The organism is Alteromonas sp. ABM1_013 (assembly GCF_056160505.1).
Genome location: NZ_JBSWXH010000001.1, coordinates 385,126 through 406,384, shown reverse-complemented (window position 1 = coordinate 406,384; position 21,259 = coordinate 385,126). Strand labels below are relative to the sequence as shown.

The following is a 21,259-nucleotide window of genomic DNA, read 5'->3' as shown; positions in this document are numbered from 1 at the left end:
ATTCATGAGCACACCAATTAAAATAGCAATAACGCCGGGAGAACCGGCCGGTATCGGGCCAGATTTGATCATTAAACTGGCCCAGGAAACATGGCAAGCCCAGCTTGTCGTGTTTGCCGATGGCGACATGCTAAAAGCACGAGCAAGCGCCTTAGGGCTTCCGTTAACACTAATCGATTACGATGCAAATAACCCGCAGATACAAGATGCGGGTTCGTTGTTTATAAAGCAGATAGACAAAACCGCTGATGTTATTCCCGGAACCCTTGATAGTGAGAACGGGCTTTATGTAGTCGAAACCTTACGCCAAGCGTGCCAGGCCAATATGGACGGCGATTTTGATGCTGTTGTAACTGGCCCGGTACACAAAGGTATTATTAACAAAGCAGGGGTGTCCTTCAGCGGACATACTGAGTTTTTCGCCTACCAGTCTAATACCATTGACGTGGTTATGCTGTTGGCTACAGAAGGTTTAAATGTAGCGCTAGCTACGACTCACATTCCTCTTGAATACGTGGCAAAAGCGATAACCCGCGAGCGCCTACACAAAGTTATTCATATTATTAATACTGACCTGAAGCTTAAGTTTGGCATTAATGAGCCCCACATTTATGTATGCGGATTAAACCCGCATGCGGGTGAAGATGGCCATATTGGTACTGAAGAGATCCACACTATCATCCCAGCGCTAAATGAGCTAAGAGACGAGGGCCTTAAGATCACCGGCCCCCTGCCCGCTGACACCATATTTCAGCCTAAATACCTAGAAAATGCCGACGTTGTGCTAGCTATGTATCACGACCAGGGCTTACCCGTGCTAAAATACAAGGGTTTCGGGGCGTCAGTGAATATCACATTAGGATTACCTTTTGTTCGCACTTCAGTCGACCACGGTACTGCATTAGATTTAGCAGGTACTGGTGAAGCCGACGCCGGTAGTTTCAGAAAAGCATTGGAAAAAGCCATTGAGCTTGCACATCATCAACAATGAGTAAAACACATTTAGGCCATACGGCCAGAAAGCGATTCGGGCAGAACTTCCTACACGATGACTACGTGATAGGTAAAATTGTTGCAGCCATCGCGCCAAAAAATGAACAAAACCTGGTAGAAATTGGACCCGGTTTAGGCGCATTAACAGACCCTGTTTGTGAAGAAGTTGACGCACTAACGGTTATTGAACTTGACCGCGACCTTGCCAAACGTCTGCGACATCACCCATTTAACGGCGAAAAACTAACCGTTATTGAACAAGACGCGATGACGATGGATTTTGGCGCACTATGCAAAGAAATGCCAATAAAAGACAAGAAGCTCCGTGTATTTGGTAACTTACCTTACAACATTTCAACGCCGCTAATGTTCCACCTTTTTGATCATGCTCATTGCATCGAAGACATGCATTTTATGCTTCAAAAAGAGGTGGTAAACCGACTAGCTGCGGGACCGGGCTCTAAGAACTACGGCAGACTTTCAGTAATGGCCCAGTACTATTGCCACGTGATCCCTGTTTTGAATGTTCCGCCAGGTGCCTTCAAGCCACCTCCGAAGGTAGACTCGGCCGTTGTAAAACTAGTTCCGCATCAAGCTCCACCCGTTGATGTCGAATCGGTAAACACCCTTGAGCGCGTTTGTGCACAGGCTTTTAATCAACGCCGAAAAACTATTCGTAACTCACTGAAAGACAGCTTAAGTGAGGAAGAAATCCGTGAGTTAGGGTTAGATCCAACTTCTCGCGCAGAAGTGTTATCGCTTAACGACTTCGCCACTATAGCTAATGCTGTGTCGGCGAAAGAGCACCAACAAGAGCAATAAGTTCCTCTATGGATGTACTTGATATAAAGGTGCGGGTGAAAACCCGTCACCTTCCTGACCACCTGCCCTCAGATTCTAAGCAGTTCGCGTTTGCCTACCACATTACTATTGAAAACAATAGTGAACATACCGTACAGCTGCTTAGTCGCTATTGGAAGATAACCGACGCTAACGGTAAAACGTCAGAAGTAGAAGGTGATGGAGTGGTAGGAAAACAGCCTATAATGAAAGCTGGTGAACATTTTGACTATACCAGTGGCGCAGTCATTGACACACCGGTTGGCAATATGGAAGGCTACTATGTAATGGAACTAGAAAGCGGTGAGCGTTTTCGCGTTCCTATAAACATATTTCGCCTAGCCATTCCAAGCATTCTTCATTAAGGTTTCTATGTCTAAAGGTAACACCTACGTCATTGGCGATATTCAGGGCTGTTATGACGGTCTTCGTCGCGTATTGGATAAAGTAGAATTTGACGAGACAAACGACAAGCTGTTTGCTGTCGGTGACTTGGTTGCAAGAGGAGAAGATTCGCTTAGCACATTGCGCTTTCTGAAATCTCTTGGCAGCCAGTTTAATAGTGTTTTAGGTAACCATGACCTCCACTTACTTGCCGTTGTAAACGATATTCGCAAAGCCAAAAAGTCAGATAAGTTAGACCCGCTTCTTAACGCTTCGGATTTAAACGAACTGGTTGATTGGTTGCGGCAGTTCCCTCTAGCGATGAAATTAGATGAAAACTCTGTGATGATCCACGCGGGACTTTATCCTAAGTGGTCTATTGATGAGTGCGTTTCACTTAGTGATGAAGTTAGCAACATCCTTAAGTCCGCTGATTACGCCACTTTTCTTTCAAAGATGTACGGTAATACACCTGACAACTGGTCAGATAAACTCGAGGATGACGAGCGACTGCGCTTTATTGTGAATGCGTGTACGCGCATGCGATTTGTTCATACCGATGGCACCCTCGACTTTGACAATAAGTCTCATCCTAGTACCGTTTCTAATGATCCCAATAGCCCCCTAAAGCCTTGGTTTGAAATAGAAAATACAAAGCTCACAACTAGCCAGCGAGTAATTTTCGGGCACTGGGCCGCCCTATCAGGTCATACAAATAACTCACAATTCGTTGGTTTAGATACTGGCTACGTGTGGGGGCAAAGTATGACGCTATTGAATTTAGATACCTCAACTTTGATTAGCGTTACAGCATAGAATCATTATTGTATACACGCCCACAGATACGAAACTTTTCCGAGGGAGAGCCCGCTTTTCCTTGGCCCAACTGGTTGTACCAGTAATAACAATTAGACTTAAGTGCTAAATAAAATAAACATTAAGTCTTTGTAGCCGATACACTTACTTGTGAAAGTAACGATGATGTTTCGTTACCTGCTCAGCATACAAGCAAACATCACTTTATAAGTGCTATATTTTGTTAGCTGAGGCAGGTAATATCGTTCGGGATAAAAATAAAAAACACTCATCCAGGAGTTCCGATGAAAATAACGGTAGCCACACGCGTAATCGGGGGATTTGTAGCGATTAGCGCACTTCTAATCGTTATAAGTGTTGTCTCACTTTATAACCTCAATTCCATAGGCTCTGCAACAGAGGAAGTAAATGACGTTGCCTTGCCCACGGTAGCAGGCAGTAATGCACTTAAAGCAAGCTTCCTGAATATGGGTCGACTTACCTTCGAAAGCTATATCGAAGAAGATTTAAGTGATCTTAAGGACAAAAGAGCGTCATTTGACTCTGCCAAAGATACCTTTGAAAATGAGTACAATAAGCTAGCGCAGGCCGTTAGTAATGAGCCAGAGCTTAGAAACACGCTAAACAGTGTTCGCGAATCTTATGATGCGTATATTACTAATGTTGAGGCTATGTACAAAAATCACCAAATGTACCTCGACTTGCGCAACAATATACAAGACAAACTAGGTGATGCTGAAGATAACGCAGACGATGCCTCTACCTACCTTCTGGATTTTTCAGACCTAGACGCGGTTCAGCGCGATCCTAATCTTAGACGTGCTGCTGAGATCGGTGGTCAACTTGAAACTTCGCTTCTCTCTCTTCTTACTGTTTCATACGAGTACATTAAAACCGAAACACTGGTGCGTTCACAGACGCTCGGTAACGAGGTCGACCTTGTAGTTGAAAAAGTAGTTACCCAGCTAAGCGAAATGGTTGAAGCTGCGGGGGGTCGTGATGACTCAGGTACACTTGATGATATTAACGACTTAGTTAATGACGCCATCAACGCCATAAAAGCTAACGACGGCGTTGTGCAGCTTCATGTCGACCGACTAGAGCGCAGAAATGACGCTGAACAAGCACTTAACGCATCTGATTCAAATATTACGCAGGGTGTTGTCGCACTTGAAAACCTGCTGAATCTTGCTGATAAGAAAGCATCTCATATAGAAAATCAGGTAAACGGTGCTATTACAACGGGTAACACCTTTGTTATTGTTGTTGTTCTCATCTCTATTGCCGTAGCAGCCTTTATTGGCTACGTCACAGTTCGCGCTATTACACACCCGCTTTATCGCGTAAACGAACTACTTACTGTTGCGTCATCAGGTGACCTTACTCATCGCCTAGACGATTCAGCGCAAGACGAGTTTGGGCTACTAGCAAGAAACTGTAATACGCTAATTGGCAACCTGAAAGAGCTGATTACTGCCATTAACGTTCGCGCAGAGCAGTTAGCTGCGGCATCGGAACAGACATCAGCCGTGACGGCACAAACCACCCACTCTATTCAGGATCAGAAATCACAAATTGGCCAAGTCGCAACGGCGACAACAGAAATGCACTCAACGTCGCAACTTGTTGTGCAAAATGCCGAAGATACGCTTAGCCAAATTCGTCATGCAGATGCCGAAGCTGAAAATGTTCGCCAAATCTCGTTAGAGAACAAGAACACTATTGAGATCTTGTCTCGGGATGTTCAAGAAGCAGCCGACGTGATTAATAAGCTTCACCAAGATAGCGCAAGCATTGGTGGTATTCTTGACGTTATTCGCGGTGTTGCCGACCAAACTAACTTACTTGCATTAAATGCTGCTATTGAAGCTGCACGCGCCGGTGAACAAGGCCGAGGCTTTGCGGTAGTTGCAGACGAAGTAAGAACCCTTGCGAGTCGCACACAGGAGTCGACACAAGAAATCAATGCCATGATTGAAGTGCTTCAAGCTGGGGCTGAAAAAGCGGTGTCTGTGATGGACCAAGGTAAAGAGCAAACCGCCGCCTGTGTTGCACAAACCGAAAAAGCCACGCAAGCGCTCGATATCATTACTGATGCGGTTCACAAAGCTCATGACGTTAGCTCTCAAATTGAGCAGTCAGCCCGTGAACAAAATACAGTCTCGCAAGAAATTAGTGAAAAGCTTGAAACCATTGTGGGCATTGCTGAAGAGACGACAGCGGGTGCCCAGCAAACGTCTGAATCTAGCCATGAAGTGGCACGTCTTGCCGAAGAGCTACAGCAGTCTATCAGGCAGTTTAAAGTTTAGCCTCTTACAAGTAATACAAACAAAAAACGGTCGCCTTGAGGCGACCGTTTTTTTATGCTTTACGTAAACCTAATACTTATTCAAACAATGCCGAATGCAGCTTGCGAACCACGTCATCACTGTCGGTCTCGTTAACCAAGAACGATAGGTTGTGTGGGTTAGCCCCAAAGCAAATCATGCGCAGGTTAAAATCAGAAACCGCAGATAGAATCTTACTTGAAACTCCAATAGCCGTTTGCATGTTGTTACCTACAACGGTGACAAGGTCATAACCTTTTTCTACTTTAACGTCACAGATAGTTTCAAGCTCGGCAATAGTCTCTTTATTCAAACGCTGGGCTACAGAGTTCGCGGGATTATCAAGAGTAAAAGATACCGAGATTTCCGATGTTGTTACCAAATCAACACTCAGCTTATGCTTAGCGATGATAGCAAATACCTGCTGTAGGAAGCCTTGCGCGTACATCATTTTCGGTGTTTTCACTGTCACCATTACTTGCTCTTTACGGCGAGTAATAGCACGGTACGGTGGTTCGTGCTCACAATCACGCACAATCCATGTACCACCCTTTTCAGGCTCTTTGCTTGACCCTACAAACACTTTAATGTCTTTACGCAGGGCAGGCTCCATGGTTGCAGGATGTAACACTTTAGCACCAAAGGTGGCCATTTCCGCCGCTTCTTCAAAGCTCAGTTCAGGTAGCGGATGGGCAGCAGGAGTAATGCGCGGATCAGTTGTGTACACACCCGTTACATCAGTCCAAATCTCGCACGATTCTGCATCAAGCGCTTCAGCAAGTAGTGCAGCCGTAAAATCAGAACCACCACGACCTAACGTTGTAGTGCGGCCTTCTTCATCTGCACCAACAAAGCCTTGTGTAACTACAATAGCGTCTTTGATTTCTGGCGCGAGCAACTGTTTGGCAAGTTTTTCAATTTCTTCTATTTGAGGCGCGCCTTCACCGAATTCACTGTCAGTACGAAGTACTTTGCGAACATCAAAGTTCATGGTTTTCACGCCTTGCTCTGCAAGCACTGATGAGAACATCAATGATGACATTCGCTCACCCATAGATAGCAGCTGATCTTTTAAATCATCGCGGTGAAGTATTTCTTCGTGAAACGCTAAGCTGCGCATTTCTTCTAGCAAATCGTTAAGTTTAGGCTCTACTGCATCTTTGTCATCAAGCTTATTCAGAATAGCGTGTTCTATATCCACAATGGCTTTGCAGGTTTCTTCAATTTGCTGTTGCGTCATTGGCGTATGCGCTAGGCTAACAAGGTGATTTGTTACCCCAGCTGAAGCACTCACTACCACGATGCGTGTTTTTTCATTACCGGCAACAATTCGGGCGCAGTTTTGCATTACTTCGTAATTCGCTACGCTAGTTCCACCGAACTTAGCTATCGATAAGGCATTTGTCACTATATTTAACTCCAGAATAAAACTAGCTTTTCGCTAGCAGCAACCGCGCTGTACGCAGTTAATCAATCGTTATTTGGTCGCCTACTTTTATATTATTCTCGGCAAACCACCCTTGGTTCATTTCCAACGCGTAAAGTACCTCTTTCGATGATCCGACCGACTCCAAACTATGAGGAGTGAGAGGTTTTATATCCGTTATTACGCCATTTCTGTCGATAAATGCTACGTCTAAGGGTACAAAGGTGTTTTTCATCCACATGCCCGCAAATTTGGGGCTAGAAAACTTAAAAAACATACCGCAGTCTTCGCACAAAGCTTTGCGAAACATAAGGCCCTGCGCGCGTTGCTCAAAGGTATTGGCATACTCAACTTCATAGTGCTTGCCACCTATCTCCAGTGTAATAGATTCGAAGTCCACTGAATTCAGTGACGATACAGGGTCTACCTGCGCTTTTGCACACCCTAAGGTTAATACAAGTGCAGCAACAATAAAGAAAGATTTTCCCATTAGACATTCCTTTTCGCCATAAAAAAAGCCGGTCACCACTAAGGCAACCGGCTTTGTAGTTTATACACTATTTTAAGCAACATTCAACGTTGGAATAATGCGCGCCTTAGCTTCTTCTTCCGCCTTTTTAAAGCTAGGCATTTTGTCGAAGTTTAAGTAGCGGAATACTTCTCCTGACATTGCGTTAATTTTGCTGGCGTATTCCATGTATTCCTCAGAGGTAGGAATGCGACCCACAATTGCGCCAACCGCGGCAAGCTCCGCTGAGGTTAGATACACATTCGCCCCATCACCTAAACGGTTAGGGAAATTTCGGGTTGATGTTGAAAGCACTGTGGCGCCTGCATCTACCCTGGCTTGGTTACCCATACAAAGTGAACACCCCGGCATCTCGGTGCGTACGCCCACGCGACCGTAAATGTTGTAATATCCCTCTTCCATTAGTTGTGCCTTATCCATCTTAGTAGGTGGCGACATCCATAAACGGGTTGGAAGTGTTTTATTGTATTGCTCAAGCAATTTGCCGGCTGCACGGAAGTGGCCAATGTTTGTCATACACGAGCCAATAAAGACTTCATCTACCTTATCACCTGCAACGTCAGATAAGGTTTTCGCATCGTCAGGATCATTCGGGCAGCACACGATAGGCTCTTTAATGTCATTAAGGTCTATTTCGATAACCTCGGCATATTCAGCATCCGCATCGGCGCGCATTAATTCTGGGTTAGCTAGCCACTCTTCCATTTTCTGCGCCCGGCGCTCTAGCGTACGAGGGTCGCCATAACCTTCATTAATCATCCAGCGAAGCATGGTAATGTTTGAACGCAGGTATTCAGCTATCGACTCTTCAGAAAGGTTGATAGTACAACCTGCAGCTGAACGTTCTGCCGACGCATCCGATAACTCAAACGCCTGCTCTACAGTAAGGTTTTCCAACCCTTCGATTTCTAAAATACGGCCAGAGAACGCATTAATTTTGCCTTTTTTCTCTACCGTTAATAGCCCTTGTTTAATGCCATATAGCGGAATGGCATGTACAAGGTCACGTAAGGTAATGCCCGGCTGCATCTCGCCTTTAAAGCGCACCAATATAGACTCAGGCATATCCAGTGGCATAACGCCCGTTGCTGCTGCAAACGCCACCAAGCCAGAGCCGGCAGGGAACGAAATACCTAATGGGAAACGAGTATGCGAATCACCACCAGTCCCTACTGTGTCAGGCAGCAGCATGCGGTTTAACCAGCTATGGATAATGCCGTCTCCGGGACGAAGCGATACCCCACCTCGATTCATAATAAAATCAGGTAGCGTGTGCTGGGTTTCAATATCCACCGGCTTTGGATAAGCAGCAGTATGACAGAAGGACTGCATAGTTAAATCGGCAGTAAAACCAAGACAAGCAAGGTCTTTAAGCTCATCGCGGGTCATTGGCCCCGTGGTATCTTGCGAGCCCACGGTTGTCATTTTAGGTTCGCAGTAGGTGCCTGGGCGAATACCTTCAACGCCACACGCTTTGCCCACCATTTTTTGCGCTAGCGAGAATCCCGCGCCGCTGTCTTTTGGCTGCTCAGGCGTACGAAATAAATCCGTTGGGCCTAAGCCTAGTGTCTCACGCGCTTTCTCGGTAAGACCGCGCCCGATGATCAGGTTAATACGTCCGCCGGCACGCACCTCATCTAAAATAACTTTCGATTTATAGCTGTATTCAGCAAGTAGCTCACCGGTTTCGTGGTTGGTGATTTTGCCTTCAAATGGGTAGATATCTATCACATCTCCCATATTCATTTTTTCAACGTCGGCTTCAAATACTAGTGCGCCCGCGTCTTCCATGGTGTTAAAGAAAATAGGTGCGACTTTGGAACCAATACATACGCCACCGCCCCGTTTGTTAGGCACACCCGGTAAGTCCTCGCCAAAGAACCACAAAACAGAGTTAGTGGCCGACTTACGCGATGAGCCGGTACCGACTACATCACCAACAAAAGCAACGGGGTAGCCCTTACTTTTGACTTCTTCTATTTGCGCCATTGGACCTTTAACGCCTGGCTCCTCTGGCTCTAGCCCTTCGCGAGGCATTTTGTAAGCTGCAAGAGCGTGTAATGGTATGTCTGGACGTGACCATGCATCCGGAGCGGGAGATAAATCATCGGTATTGGTTTCACCTGTAACCTTAAACACCGTGTATGTAATTTTATCGTCCATTAGCTTGCGCGATGTAAACCACTCGCCTTCAGCCCAAGATTTAATAATATCAGTGGCGTATTCATTACCCGCTTTGTGCTTCTCTTCCACATCGTGATAGGCATCAAACATCAGCAACGTGTGTTTTAACTCCTTGGCAGCCAATGGCGCAAGGTCTTCATCGTCAAGTAGCTCTACTAACGTCGCAATGTTATAACCGCCATGCATATTTCCCAGCAATTCAACAGCTTTCTCTTTTGAGATAAGTTCACAACTGTCTTCGCCTTTTGCAATAGCACTTAGAAAACCAGCTTTGACGTAAGCCGCTTCATCAACCCCCGGTGGCACACGCTCTGAAAGCAACTCTAATAAGAATTCTTCTTCACCTGCTGGCGGGCTTTTCAGCAAATCGACAAGGGCTGCTACCTGTTCTGCATTAAGAGGTTTTGGGGGGATATTTTGGGCTGCACGCTCTTCAACGTGATTGCGATAGTCTTGTAACACAGTCTCTTCCTCTAAGTTAGCTTGCGCAATGGGAGTAAACGGTCTTGTACGCACTTGACGCAAGGAGTGTTTAATTAATCATCAACAGTATAACTTCACGGGCTAAATTTTGAAATTTTTAGCCTCTATTATCCGCTTATAATCGCTATTCATAACATTACTTTTGAACGCTAAAAGCGATTAAAAAGCAATGCAGAAAGTGACAAAAACAATTACTGGTTAAGTAAGTTATAGGGTTTTATATTTTGAACACAAGGGTTTTGCTTTATGTGAAGCTTGTTCAACTGAAGTGCATCGTAAAGGATAGATAACAGTTAATTAAAAGTTCAATATTGAGGCTATTTCGCTTATTAATAACTGTACTATTTTGATAAGTCGGCGTCGGGTCTAGTTCGAAGGTAGCTGGCAAACTTTGGCTTACCGTTTTTCGTTACACCGTAAAACTTGAAAGTTACCCAGCTACCTACCGCCGGAGGCGCTTGCCGGTCTTTCTTAGAAAACCCCGTTCCCAGTTTAAATCGAATGCCGGCCGATGTTTCTACCAGCAGTGAACCCATCATGCCTTTAAATTTTCCTTTCCCTGGAAGTTGCGCCAATACTTTCGCTTCAGCATCTTCAAAATGTTTTACCTTTAGTAGATCGTCACTACGCCCTGGCTGGTAAAACGCCTTCCCGTGATGAAGCATCAGCCCTTCACCACCGTCTTTAGTTACTTGTTTAAGTTCTTCTTCAAGCGCGGTTAGAGACGAAAGCTTAAACTGAGGGATCACGGCAAATGTAGGATTGGGGGTGGCCTTTCTAAGACTATTAAGCTTGTTCAGTCGGCTGTCAAAACGCTGGCCTGCTACAGGCATGTCGAAGGCCATAAACCTAACCTTAGCCCAGCGTGTGTCTGATATAGACGCTGCTGCAATTTCGTCCGCGGTAGTTTCGTCCGCGGTAGTTTCGGCGCTAGTTTCGGCTCCAACCAAAGAATTAGCGACAGGGTGCGACTTCCCTTCTGTTAACTTAGAAAGCACGATGGAAGCAGTAAGTTCAAATTGCCCTCTTTCTATCCAAAGTTCACCGTCGATAGTCGCTTTAGGCCAATTGGCGGTAAACCAAGCTGGCGCAAATATTTTGTTGTTGTTTCGGGTTCTAAGTTCAGTGCCATCCCATCGTGCGCGAATACCGTCTAACTTTTCGCTCACCCAGTAATCGGTGATGTTTATATCTTGGCGGGTGTGTTCATACTGCTTGGCAAGCTGCAAACCGTCGACAATATCAAGCTTGCTCTGTGCACAAACGTGAGTAATTGCAGTCATCAAAGACACACAGACAAATGTCAGAATATAACGCATTGGCTCTTTCCATAAGTTATTAAACGGAGCCGTTAAAGTCATTAGAAAGAGACTAAAACGACAAAGGCAGAGTAAATTACTCTGCCTTTGGAATTTTTATAACTGTACGTAAGAAGGTTTTTAATTGGCTGAAAAAATCTTAGTCAGTGATGATATCAAGAACTGAGATGAGCACATCCTCGGCTAATGCCTCACCAAACGTTCTTTCTTCGTCACGTCTCTTTTGGTAGGTCTCCAAACATGCGTTTAGCCGCTCATCAGCAGTATTCACTTCATAAACTTCAGCGCGATTAGCTTGCTCAATACAGTGTTCAGTTTGCGCTGTCGAAACCGTACTGCATCCGCTCGTTACAGCGCCAATCCCAATCATAAAAACGGTAGCAATACTGATTGTGTGTTTAATTTTGCTTTGGTATTTCAAAGTAGCTTACTCATTGAGTAAATCATGCAAACGCTTTTGTCTATTTGTATAAACTTGATAACCATCGTGCTGCGGTGTAGAAAGCTCCAAAGCCTTGTTTACACTCTCAAGTGCTTTTTTATACTCACCCATTTGCTCGTAACCATACGCTATGCCGTTATACGGGTCAGGCATCTCGGGGTACTTAGCTATATCGTGCTTAAACAGCTCAATAGCCTTGTCGTAATTTTCAGAACGCACATAATGATAACCTAATTCTCGAATTACCCATTCAGGCGCCTCTAATTTTTCCCCGCGTTGCTTTGAAACGCGATCGTAATATTTGCCAATGCTTTGAATATCCCCATCGAACTGTTCAGGCCTTAAATAAGCCGAAAAGAACAAGTTGTGATAAGCACTAAAAATAGACGCTGCCGTAACCAAATTGTGCCGAACACCGGCATATTCATCATTTACCCACCTCAAACCAGCAGGTTGGTTTGCCCGCATACCCAAAATCATATCATCATAGTAGGGTCGCATTGGCGCCGGTTCGTTGCCTATAGACGTATAGATATAGTGATCCAATTGGCTGGAAGATTTAAAAAACGCAACCGTTCTTTTTGCCGGCGCGCCATAGTTCCACCACACCGCAGGACTATAGGCAATCACAGCACTAAAGAGCTCAGGATGTTGAGTGAGCGCATACAACCCGAATACACCACCAGCGGAACCGCCAGCAATCACCCGAAAATCATGCACCCGGTATTTATTCTCTACCATTGGGATAAGTTCAGTGGTTATAAAAGACAAAAAGTTTGCCCCGCCCCCACCATAACCTACAGGCCCGTATGGGTCTTCATTTGCTGTAGGGAAAAGATCTCGAAAACGATCGGTATTTTCAATGGCGACGATAATTACTTCTGGCGCAGCATTTTCAGATTGAAGTGATTCAAGTACCGCATTCATTATAGGTAGATAAACCGCACCATCTAGCCGATAAATTACAGGATACTTCTTGTCAGGGTTTTCGGCGTAGCCTTTAGGAAGTTGAACAACGACTTCTCGTTCTTCCTTTAACACTTTAGATTCGAACTTCTCTACTTTCAGTTCGTAATGTTGGCTGTCTTTGTCTGTCTCGCTATTAACCGAAAGGCTCGTTAAAGCAAAAAGCAGTAGGGCTATAACAGTCGCTATTTGTGAGTTCAAACTTAAATCCTTTTATAAGGCGCTTTTCTTTTCAAAGTAATACTGTTTACTTAATAGGACCAAGCGCGTTTTTACTTTAGTGTTGCGATAACAGGGGGTTATTGGGAATCTCGATACCTTAAACCCACGTTACTCTGTATAAGCCTCTTTAGCAATATAGGAACTTTTTGTAGACATTTCTCCGCCCAAATATTTTGTCAGTACAGCGTGTAGTTCCGTTTTATTGACGGGTTTTGTGAGATATCCATTCATCCCGTATGCTAGTGCTTTATCTATTTCTTCGGCAACTACCGCGGCAGTGAACGCTATAATGGGAATAGTGATGTTTGCTTGTCGCAACGCTAGAGCGGCTTCAGAGCCGTTCATTTCAGGCATGTGTAGGTCCATTAAAATCAGGTCGACATGCTGCTTTTGTGCGACTTCCACTGCCTCTTTGCCGTTATCTGCTATCACGACTTTTAATCCTGTGTCTTCTAACAAGGATTTAGCGACAACTTGGTTAATGTCATTATCTTCTGCAACCAAAACAGTAAGGTTTGAAAACGACGGTGTGCTGTTCTGTTCTTTAGTGCCAATTACACTATCTGTAATCTCAAACGGTAATTCGAAGTAGAACTCACTCCCCTGGCCAACAGCGCTTTTTAGATACACGGTGCCGCCCATTGCTTCAACTAAACTTTTTACTATCTGTAATCCAAGTCCAGTACCTCCGTGTACGCGATTTATGCTGCTGTTCGCTTGGGTAAATGCGTCGAATACGCGCTCTTGTTCATCAACGTCAATCCCCTCTCCCGTGTCTTTTACCGAAAATCTTATAAATTGGTGGGTCTTCGAAGCTTCACCTTTCGATAGCCCGAGGGTTACACTGCCCTTATGTGTAAACTTGATCGCGTTACTCACTAAGTTGTTTAACACTTGTGAGAGGCGAGTAGCATCACCCACCACATTCGTATTCAATGCCTTGTCTACATTTATTCGCAATGAAATTCCTTTGTTCTGCGCCAATTGCGCATAAAACGCCACACAATCTTTCGCAGTACTTTTTAGATTAAAAGGAATGTTCTCCAGCGCGAGCTTACCTGCGTTCAGTTTAGAGAGATCTAATATGTCGTTCAAAATACGGTTAAGCGATAACCCTGAACGCTGAATCTTCTCCAGATTAGGCCGTGCACTTTCCGATACCTCATGAGATAGCACTACATCGGTTAATCCCAAAATACCGTTTAATGGCGTGCGAATCTCGTGTGACATGGTGGCAAGAAATCGTGATTGTGCGGCCGACGCTTGCTTTTCGTTCTCAAGCGCCCTGTTTAACTCGAGGGTTTTCTTTTTACTTTCTAGTAAAGCTTTCTCCAATTGGCTCGCTAAAACATAGATGATTAGGGAAACAATCACGTTTGTTAGACATAACCTTAACCAAAGACCTTCATCGTAGGGTTTATCGTAGAAAGGGACCAGAAAAGTGCAGCTTGCGAGCACCACCATGGCAACACCTCTCCAGCTATTAGAAAGCAACAAAATAGGAAATATGGTGGCAATAGGTGCAAGGGCTGCGGGCATAAGTCCATTGCTTATGACCAAATAAGGGGCCACTGGAATCGTGAGTAAGGCCCATAACTTTGCTAATAGCTCCTGTTTTTTAGGAAAGGTGAGACCTACTACAGATATAACACACCACGAGAGACCGAAAAACGACGCCACATAAACGTTATCGGGTTGTTTAATAGCAATAACCACGAGTATCAGTAGAGAAAAAACCAGCAAAATTTTAAACCCTGCGCCTCGCAAGGTCATGGTGACTTCGCCAAAAGATTCAGTTGCTGTGGTGTACTGCTGCGACATTAGCGTTCTAAAGATAAACAGTTGATAAGACAGTATAAGTACTAAACAGCGATTTTGCATGACAAAAATAGGGTCAGAGTCGCGACTCTGACCCTATTATTGGCCCGAACCTTGCCAACATATTTAATATTGTTGTCTTGAGCCTTGCCTATAGCACTCCAAGGCCTTTAGACTCGTTCTTTTTTCATTGTCCGCACCTGTTTGGTGCATGAATAGGTTAAATAAGGTCACTATGCGCTTAAGTAGTTTTGTTTTATTCGTTTGTATATCGCTATCGTCTTTAGCAAATGACGATACTGGTCAGTACGGTCCAAAAGATTTTTCCAATGTTGCAAACAAATGGACAGCCGTGGTTGCTGCTTATGAGCCAGAAATTGAAGCCATTGACACCGCGTTTGCGACTATGGACGACGCTCAAATTACGCAAACGGTTTATATTAAAGGGGTTAAGTACCAGCTTGGCACCTACAAAGGTGAGCCCATTGTTGTATTTAGTACGGGTGTCAGTATTACCAACGCAGCAATGACTGTGCAGATGGCGTTGGATTACTTCCCTATTGATAAGCTGGTTATGATGGGTATCGCAGGGGCCATAAACCCGAAATATACACCAGGCGATATCGCAGTGCCTGAACGTTGGTACTTTCACGATGAATCCGTCTATATCAACCCGAAAAAGAATGATGCTAGCACCTATGAGCTTCCGGACTACTACGCTAAACAGCTTGAGTATTACAAAGCGCGACGGAAGACAGACAAGCACTCGCCAAGCTATAAAAACATTGGCTTTATTCATCCTACTGAAGTGGCTGTAGTTAAAGAAGGATGGGACACCCGAAAAAGAATGCCTTATTTCACTGCCGATAAGGCATTGTTAGAGATGGCAAAACGCGCGCTCAAAAAGATCCCGCCTATCACTATGCCATCAGGTAAGGAAATACTGGTTGATATAGGTGGAAATGGAGTAACAGGTTCAGTATTCGTAGACAACGCTAAATACCGTGAGTGGCTGCGTGACGTTTACACGGCTGATGTTGCAGAAATGGAATCGGCAACCGTCGCACAGGTGAGTTTTGTTAACGACGTAGATTGGTTAATTATCCGCTCAATTAGCGACTTAGCGGGCGGTCAGCACGGTAAAAATGTTGAGAATGTATTTGACGCAATAGCCTCTGGCACCGGCACCAAACTACTACTTGGCATACTTGACGAACTCGTAGCAACCGACGCCGAATAACAAATAAATGGGGTCAGAGTACATTTTTCGGCATTTAAGCAGAGTAGGTTTCAAAGAAATGTACTCTGACCCCAATCTTCTTAGTTTATCTACTCTGACCCCATTATTTTGTACTTTGACCCCATTATTTCGGGTATAAAAAAGCCCCAACCTTGGTTGGGGCTTTTTAATGCCTTGTTTAGCGGTAAGTGCTTATACGCGCTTAACGGCTACATCTGCTTCGAACTTAGGCTTAACTGCCAAGTCTTCAGAAGGTGGAGCAAACTTAGTTAGGTCAATGCCTGCAACTGCTTGCTTGTACTCTTCTGTCGTTGGGAAACGACCAAGAACCGTTGAAAGTACTACTAGCGGCGTAGAGCCTAGTAGTGATTCACCTTTCTTCTCAGCAGAGTCAGCTACAACACGACCTTGGAAAAGACGTGTAGAGGTAGCAATTACGGTATCGCCCGGCTCAGCTTTTTCTTGGTTACCCATACATAGGTTACATCCAGGACGCTCTAGGTAAAGAATGTTATCGTACTTAGTACGCGCTGCTTCTTTAGGCTTAGCATCGTCGAATTCAAAGCCTGCGTATTTTGCAAGTACTTCCCAGTCGCCTTCTGCTTTTAGCTCGTCAACGATGTTGTATGTAGGTGGAGCAACAACAAGTGGCGCTTTGAACTCTACAGAGCCGTTAAGCTTCTCTAGGTTACGCAGCATTTGCGCGATAATTTGCATGTCGCCTTTGTGCACCATACAAGAACCCACGAAACCTAGGTCTACTGGCTTACCATCGTAATAAGAAACTGGACGGATTACGTCGTGGGTATAACGCTTAGATACGTCTTCGTTGTTTACGTCTGGGTCAGCGATCATTGGCTCATCGATTTGGTCTAAGTCGATAACCACTTCTGCGTAGTACTTAGCGTTGTCATCTGGTGCAAGCGCTGGTACTTCGCCAGACTTGATTTCAGCAATACGCTTGTCAGCAAGGTCAATTAGACCCTGAAGCATGTTCGCTTCGTTATCCATACCCTTGTCGATCATGATTTGGATACGGCTCTTAGCAAGCTCAAGTGACGCAACCATAGTCTCGTTATCAGAGATACAAATTGACGCTTTCGCTTTCATTTCTGCAGACCAATCAGTGAACGTAAACGCTTGGTCAGCAAGTAGAGTACCGATTTGCACTTCAATGACGCGACCTTGGAACACGTTCTCGCCAGCGAATTGCTTAAGCATTTGAGCTTGAGTAGCGTGAACCACATCACGGAAGTCCATGTGCTCTTTCATGCTACCTTTAAAGGTCACTTTCACAGACTCTGGAATTGGCATTGCCGCTTCACCTGTCGCAAGTGCTAGTGCTACCGTACCTGAGTCGGCACCGAATGCTACACCTTTTGACATACGCGTGTGCGAGTCACCACCAATGATGATGGCGCGGTCGTCAACGGTGATGTCGTTAAGCACTTTGTGAATAACGTCAGTCATTGAGTGGTAAACACCTTTAGGGTCACGTGCTGTGATTACGCCAAAGTTGTTCATGAATGACATTAACTTAGGAATGTTAGCCTGTGCTTTCTTATCCCATACTGACGCCGTATGACAACCAGACTGGTATGCACCGTCAACAGTAGGTGAAATAGTTGATGCCGCCATAGACTCTAGTTCTTGGCAGGTCATTGGGCCAGTGGTGTCCTGAGAACCTACAATGTTTACTTTAACGCGAACGTCAGAACCCGCGTGAAGCGGCGCATCTGAATTTACACCTACCGCATTGCGGTTAAAGATTTTTTCTACAGCAGTAAGGCCTTGGCCTTCGTGTGAAACTTCTTTCGATTGCGCGTAAACTGCTGGCGCTTCAACACCAAGTGTACGTGCAGCAAAAGATTGTAGCTGCTTACCGAATACTACAGCGTAAGAACCACCCGCTTTCATGAACTCCATTTTCTGAGGAGTAAATGAGGCAGATACGTCAGCCAGTTCTTCTGAACCGTTGAAAAGCTTCTTCGCTTTGGTATCAATAGTCAGTACCGTACCAGTTGCAACAGAGTAAGCTTCTTCAAGCACTGGGTCGCCGTTTTCATCGCGAACTACTTCGCCATTTGCGTCAGTTTTCTTAACCCAGTTTTTAAGGTCAAGACCAATACCACCAGTTACGTCTACAGTAGTAAGGAAGATAGGTGCGATACCGTTAGTACCAGCAACAATTGGCGCTTTGTTTACAAAAGGAATGTACGGGCTTGTAGGCTCACCAGCCCAAAGTGCTACGTTGTTCACACCAGACATACGTGAAGAACCTACACCCATTGTGCCTTTTTCAGCAATAAGCATTACTTTTGCGTTAGGGTGCTTTTTACCTAGCTCAACAATTTCTTGCTGCGCTTCAGGAGAAATCATGCACTGGCCGTGAAGTTCACGGTCTGCACGAGAGTGCGCTTGGTTACCTGGAGAAAGAAGGTCAGTTGAGATATCACCTTCAGCAGCGATATAGGTCACTACTTCGATTTTCTCTGGAACGTCAGGAAGCTTGGTAAAGAATTCAGCTTTTGCGTAGCTTTCTAGCACGTCTTTAGCAATCGCGTTACCTGCTTTAAATGCCGTTTCAAGACGCTCAGTATCGGCTTCGTATAGATAAACCTGAGTTTTCAACACTTCAGCTGCAGGCTTGGCAACTGTTTCATCATCAGAAAGAGCAAGATCTAGAAGTGCTTCTACAGACGGACCACCTTTCATGTGTGAAAGTAGCTCAAGTGCAAACTCTGGCGTGATTTCTTCTACTTTTTCTTCGCCAAGTACAATTTCTTTCAAAAATTGTGCTTTAACACCAGCGGCAGGCGTAGTTCCTGGCAAGGTGTTATAGATAAAGAATTTTAGAGAGTCTTCGCGGTGCTCGTTTGTTGTATCTTTGATTTGAGCAATAATTTCAGACAGCAGTTCTGCACTGTCAATTGGCTTAGGGTTAAGACCTAATTCCGTTTTACGGGTTTCGATCTCTGCCAGATATTCTGAATACAAACTCATATAGTTCTCTCGGTCTTAGTTTTACTTGGGCGTAGTGTTAAGTCGGTCTTAGCTATACGCATATAAAAATGAGGGATATTTTAACTGATTTTTAGCAGTTACGTAATGACTGAAAGTAATCAGTTGGTTATACAACTGCTCAAACCAAAGTTAAATAAACCTCAAAGAGCATAGGTGCAAAAAATGACTTTTTGAAAAAAATGCGCAATAACTATTAAATTCAGTTACTTATAAAGATAATGACTGAAGTGCAAAATCATTTTTAATGAGAATGGTTTGACCAATAAAGATAAATAATAGTGTTGTACTTATGACAAAGATTCATTCTGTTTATGGTGAGACCAGTTCAAATTACCTTCAAATTTGAAACAAAATTTCAGTTTATTGATTTTTTATTGTGCATTGTTCTGTTTAGGTGAAACTTTTACTACCTTGGCATTCTCACCGTCAGTTAAAAGTAGAAGGTTACCTTGGTGATCAACCGCTATATCTCTTAATCGCACTTCTAGTTCCTCATAAATTTTCGTAGAAACATATTTATTCGGTATTTTATGGACCGCATATAAGGCTTTAGCTTTCAAACTGGTAACAAGTAAGGTATCGGTCAACATTGGATACTGATCATGTGAGTAGTAAATCATGGATGACGGCGCGATGGATGGTGTCCAATCCACAATGGGGTCTGTCATATCCGGATAAGTTGAAAAAGGTGAAATTCTGGCACCTGAATAGTCTTTTCCTAACGTAACTACAGGCCAACCATAGTTCGCGCCTTTTTGAAGCAAGTTTACCTCGTCGCCGCCATCGGGACCGTGTTCATGCAGAAATATCTGCCCTTTAGGCCCCTGCACTAACCCTTGAGGGTTGCGATGCCCCAAGGTAAATACATAAGGACTTTTAGAGAAAGAAGGATTCGTTAGCGGTTCACCTGATAGTGTAAACCCTAGCACTTTACCTAACTGTGAGCTAACAACCTGTGCTTGCTCTCGGTAATCAAATCCGTCACCGGTAGTGACTAGGAAGCCCTGTTCTTGGCTTGCATCACTAGTTCTAAGCTGAAGAAGCTTCCCGCCATAGTGCACAGGCGTATCTTTTGTTTGCGCTACTTCAATTACGGGTTCAATATTACTAATGCCAGAAGTGAGAGAAAGCTCACCTTTTACTACAGCAAGACGGTTAGCATCATCACTACCCTTGGAATAACTAAGCAATACAGTGGAATTGGCGGGGAACCGGGAAGGGATAAGAATATCTAGCACACCTCCCTGACCTTTTGTATACAAGTTATCGAGAGCCAAAGAGAACCTAGAAATCTCACCGTCATCATCAGCAATAACGAGCTCTCCATCTCTTGTCACTATCACTATATACGTAGTTGCGTTCACCTTATCGATAACTGTTGTTAACGCCTTTGGAAACGCTATCGAGGTTACCAAGTCTTCGGTTACTACGTTACTAGCAAAACGTTTTAAAGACGCCGGCTCATCGCTTATAACCGCATGCTTTTGGGTATTACGTGTGGGCTCGACACGAGCGTCAGAAGCGAGACTTGACGCCAGAACATGCGAAAACGCTCCACTAGCTAACGCAAAAACCAAAAACTTTCTTACGATACGCTCTAACTCCATTGTTATTGTCCTCGAAGGCCTTAGCTAAGCTAATTTAAGCTATAAAGATATGCTTGGTTATTAAGCACAATATAACTACATTCAGTGTTCTTGTTGCGCTTTGTCGATAGTTAATACATGGTAATAACAGACGAACCTCGGAATGTGATACATGAGACACTTAACTCGCCGCGCTATTTTTCATTTTATCCCATCTTGGGCAGTCGGTTTCCTACTTGCAAGTCTATTTCATTCAATTTCTGTTTTGATGGGCTTGGTTCAAATTGGCGTCGAGTTAAACGTTAACGATTGGCTATCCATGATATGGCAGGACGCTATAGGTCTCTTACCCACTTACGGTGCTATTATCGCCGTAACTTTGCTGTTAGCTTTTTCAATAACGCACTTAATAGTCAACCGTCTAGGCCTTAACGACGCAAAAAGCGCGAACAGCACTAGCCGAACGGTTCTCTTCGCTGCTGCAGGTGGTCTTTCTTTCCTACTGATGTTGCTAGCCATGCAGCCTATTTTAAATGTCACCCTTATTGCAGGTGCTCGCTCGACACTAGGACTTGCGGCTCAATGTTTTGCAGGCGTCTGTTCAGGGTTTCTCTATCGCCAATTCAGTGATAGTTTCAGCCACCATCAATAACCAAAACT

Annotated in this window: 16 protein-coding genes; 7 read left to right on the top strand and 9 right to left on the bottom strand. The window is 44.5% G+C overall.

From position 1 onward, the window contains the following. Positions 1 to 4 precede the first annotated feature (4 nt). From pdxA to ACXAGK_RS01710, 5 genes are all read left to right on the top strand, one after another. Positions 5 to 991, top strand: a complete 987-nt coding sequence (gene pdxA, locus ACXAGK_RS01730; protein WP_474853692.1) for a 4-hydroxythreonine-4-phosphate dehydrogenase PdxA — start codon at positions 5 to 7, stop codon at positions 989 to 991. Then, positions 988 to 1,815 carry a 16S rRNA (adenine(1518)-N(6)/adenine(1519)-N(6))-dimethyltransferase RsmA gene (rsmA, locus tag ACXAGK_RS01725; RefSeq protein ID WP_474808649.1) on the top strand — a complete coding sequence of 276 codons (828 nt, stop codon included), beginning with the start codon at positions 988 to 990 and terminating at the stop codon, positions 1,813 to 1,815. Before pdxA ends, rsmA begins: the two co-directional genes overlap by 4 nt. Before the next feature lie 8 nt (positions 1,816 to 1,823). Then, on the top strand, positions 1,824 to 2,198 hold the full coding sequence (gene apaG / locus ACXAGK_RS01720) for a Co2+/Mg2+ efflux protein ApaG (protein WP_474853690.1): 375 nt from the start codon (positions 1,824 to 1,826) through the stop codon (positions 2,196 to 2,198). A gap of 7 nt (positions 2,199 to 2,205) precedes the next feature. Further along, positions 2,206 to 3,033 carry a symmetrical bis(5'-nucleosyl)-tetraphosphatase gene (locus ACXAGK_RS01715; RefSeq protein WP_474853688.1) on the top strand — a complete coding sequence of 276 codons (828 nt, stop codon included), beginning with the start codon at positions 2,206 to 2,208 and terminating at the stop codon, positions 3,031 to 3,033. Positions 3,034 to 3,317: 284 nt separating this feature from the next. Then, positions 3,318 to 5,342: a HAMP domain-containing methyl-accepting chemotaxis protein gene (locus tag ACXAGK_RS01710; RefSeq protein ID WP_474853686.1), complete on the top strand. Its 2,025-nt coding sequence runs from the start codon at positions 3,318 to 3,320 to the stop codon at positions 5,340 to 5,342. 76 nt (positions 5,343 to 5,418) lie between these two features. Here the strand turns inward: ACXAGK_RS01710 and lysC are convergent, their stop codons facing one another. From lysC to ACXAGK_RS01675, 7 genes are all read right to left on the bottom strand, one after another. Continuing rightward, positions 5,419 to 6,768, bottom strand: coding sequence for a lysine-sensitive aspartokinase 3 (gene lysC / locus ACXAGK_RS01705; RefSeq protein WP_474853684.1), 1,350 nt, complete (start codon positions 6,766 to 6,768; stop codon positions 5,419 to 5,421). Between the two features lie 58 nt (positions 6,769 to 6,826). After that, the gene (locus ACXAGK_RS01700; protein WP_179982404.1) at positions 6,827 to 7,276 is read right to left on the bottom strand and encodes a DUF192 domain-containing protein; all 450 of its coding nucleotides are present in this window, start codon (positions 7,274 to 7,276) and stop codon (positions 6,827 to 6,829) included. 72 nt (positions 7,277 to 7,348) lie between these two features. Then, entirely contained in the window at positions 7,349 to 9,961 is a 2,613-nt protein-coding gene (acnB, locus tag ACXAGK_RS01695) for a bifunctional aconitate hydratase 2/2-methylisocitrate dehydratase (protein WP_474853682.1), read from the bottom strand. A gap of 362 nt (positions 9,962 to 10,323) precedes the next feature. Next, a complete protein-coding gene (locus tag ACXAGK_RS01690) occupies positions 10,324 to 11,301 on the bottom strand; it encodes a DNA ligase (protein ID WP_474853680.1) in 978 nt (325 codons plus the stop codon). A 139-nt stretch (positions 11,302 to 11,440) separates the two neighbouring features. Then, the gene (locus ACXAGK_RS01685; protein ID WP_474853678.1) at positions 11,441 to 11,722 is read right to left on the bottom strand and encodes a DNA ligase; all 282 of its coding nucleotides are present in this window, start codon (positions 11,720 to 11,722) and stop codon (positions 11,441 to 11,443) included. A gap of 6 nt (positions 11,723 to 11,728) precedes the next feature. Next, on the bottom strand, positions 11,729 to 12,910 hold the full coding sequence (locus ACXAGK_RS01680; RefSeq protein ID WP_474853676.1) for an alpha/beta hydrolase-fold protein: 1,182 nt from the start codon (positions 12,908 to 12,910) through the stop codon (positions 11,729 to 11,731). 129 nt (positions 12,911 to 13,039) lie between these two features. Then, positions 13,040 to 14,752 carry an ATP-binding protein gene (locus tag ACXAGK_RS01675; RefSeq protein WP_474853674.1) on the bottom strand — a complete coding sequence of 571 codons (1,713 nt, stop codon included), beginning with the start codon at positions 14,750 to 14,752 and terminating at the stop codon, positions 13,040 to 13,042. Positions 14,753 to 14,984: 232 nt separating this feature from the next. On the opposite strand from ACXAGK_RS01675, the gene ACXAGK_RS01670 reads away from it, so the two are divergent. Then, positions 14,985 to 15,989 carry a 5'-methylthioadenosine/S-adenosylhomocysteine nucleosidase family protein gene (locus ACXAGK_RS01670; protein ID WP_474853673.1) on the top strand — a complete coding sequence of 335 codons (1,005 nt, stop codon included), beginning with the start codon at positions 14,985 to 14,987 and terminating at the stop codon, positions 15,987 to 15,989. Positions 15,990 to 16,181: 192 nt separating this feature from the next. Here the strand turns inward: ACXAGK_RS01670 and ACXAGK_RS01665 are convergent, their stop codons facing one another. Together ACXAGK_RS01665 and ACXAGK_RS01660 are read right to left on the bottom strand one after the other, a co-directional pair. Continuing rightward, positions 16,182 to 18,992, bottom strand: a complete 2,811-nt coding sequence (locus ACXAGK_RS01665) for a bifunctional aconitate hydratase 2/2-methylisocitrate dehydratase (protein WP_474853671.1) — start codon at positions 18,990 to 18,992, stop codon at positions 16,182 to 16,184. Positions 18,993 to 19,384: 392 nt separating this feature from the next. Next, on the bottom strand, positions 19,385 to 20,620 hold the full coding sequence (locus ACXAGK_RS01660; RefSeq protein ID WP_474853669.1) for a PQQ-dependent sugar dehydrogenase: 1,236 nt from the start codon (positions 20,618 to 20,620) through the stop codon (positions 19,385 to 19,387). Positions 20,621 to 20,771: 151 nt separating this feature from the next. On the opposite strand from ACXAGK_RS01660, the gene ACXAGK_RS01655 reads away from it, so the two are divergent. After that, the gene (locus ACXAGK_RS01655) at positions 20,772 to 21,251 is read left to right on the top strand and encodes a hypothetical protein (RefSeq protein ID WP_474853667.1); all 480 of its coding nucleotides are present in this window, start codon (positions 20,772 to 20,774) and stop codon (positions 21,249 to 21,251) included. The last annotated feature ends 8 nt before the right edge of the window (positions 21,252 to 21,259 follow it).

What these genes read in the sequence shown, in the direction of transcription:
- pdxA (WP_474853692.1), top strand. Translation starts at nt 5, where the DNA reads ATGAGCACACCAATTAAAATAGCAATAACGCCGGGAGAACCGGCCGGT.
- rsmA (WP_474808649.1), top strand. Translation starts at nt 988, where the DNA reads ATGAGTAAAACACATTTAGGCCATACGGCCAGAAAGCGATTCGGGCAG.
- apaG (WP_474853690.1), top strand. Translation starts at nt 1,824, where the DNA reads ATGGATGTACTTGATATAAAGGTGCGGGTGAAAACCCGTCACCTTCCT.
- ACXAGK_RS01715 (WP_474853688.1), top strand. Translation starts at nt 2,206, where the DNA reads ATGTCTAAAGGTAACACCTACGTCATTGGCGATATTCAGGGCTGTTAT.
- ACXAGK_RS01710 (WP_474853686.1), top strand. Translation starts at nt 3,318, where the DNA reads ATGAAAATAACGGTAGCCACACGCGTAATCGGGGGATTTGTAGCGATT.
- ACXAGK_RS01700 (WP_179982404.1), bottom strand. Translation starts at nt 7,276, where the DNA reads ATGGGAAAATCTTTCTTTATTGTTGCTGCACTTGTATTAACCTTAGGG.
- ACXAGK_RS01690 (WP_474853680.1), bottom strand. Translation starts at nt 11,301, where the DNA reads ATGCGTTATATTCTGACATTTGTCTGTGTGTCTTTGATGACTGCAATT.
- ACXAGK_RS01675 (WP_474853674.1), bottom strand. Translation starts at nt 14,752, where the DNA reads ATGTCGCAGCAGTACACCACAGCAACTGAATCTTTTGGCGAAGTCACC.
- ACXAGK_RS01670 (WP_474853673.1), top strand. Translation starts at nt 14,985, where the DNA reads ATGCGCTTAAGTAGTTTTGTTTTATTCGTTTGTATATCGCTATCGTCT.
- ACXAGK_RS01665 (WP_474853671.1), bottom strand. Translation starts at nt 18,992, where the DNA reads ATGAGTTTGTATTCAGAATATCTGGCAGAGATCGAAACCCGTAAAACG.
- ACXAGK_RS01660 (WP_474853669.1), bottom strand. Translation starts at nt 20,620, where the DNA reads ATGGAGTTAGAGCGTATCGTAAGAAAGTTTTTGGTTTTTGCGTTAGCT.
- ACXAGK_RS01655 (WP_474853667.1), top strand. Translation starts at nt 20,772, where the DNA reads ATGAGACACTTAACTCGCCGCGCTATTTTTCATTTTATCCCATCTTGG.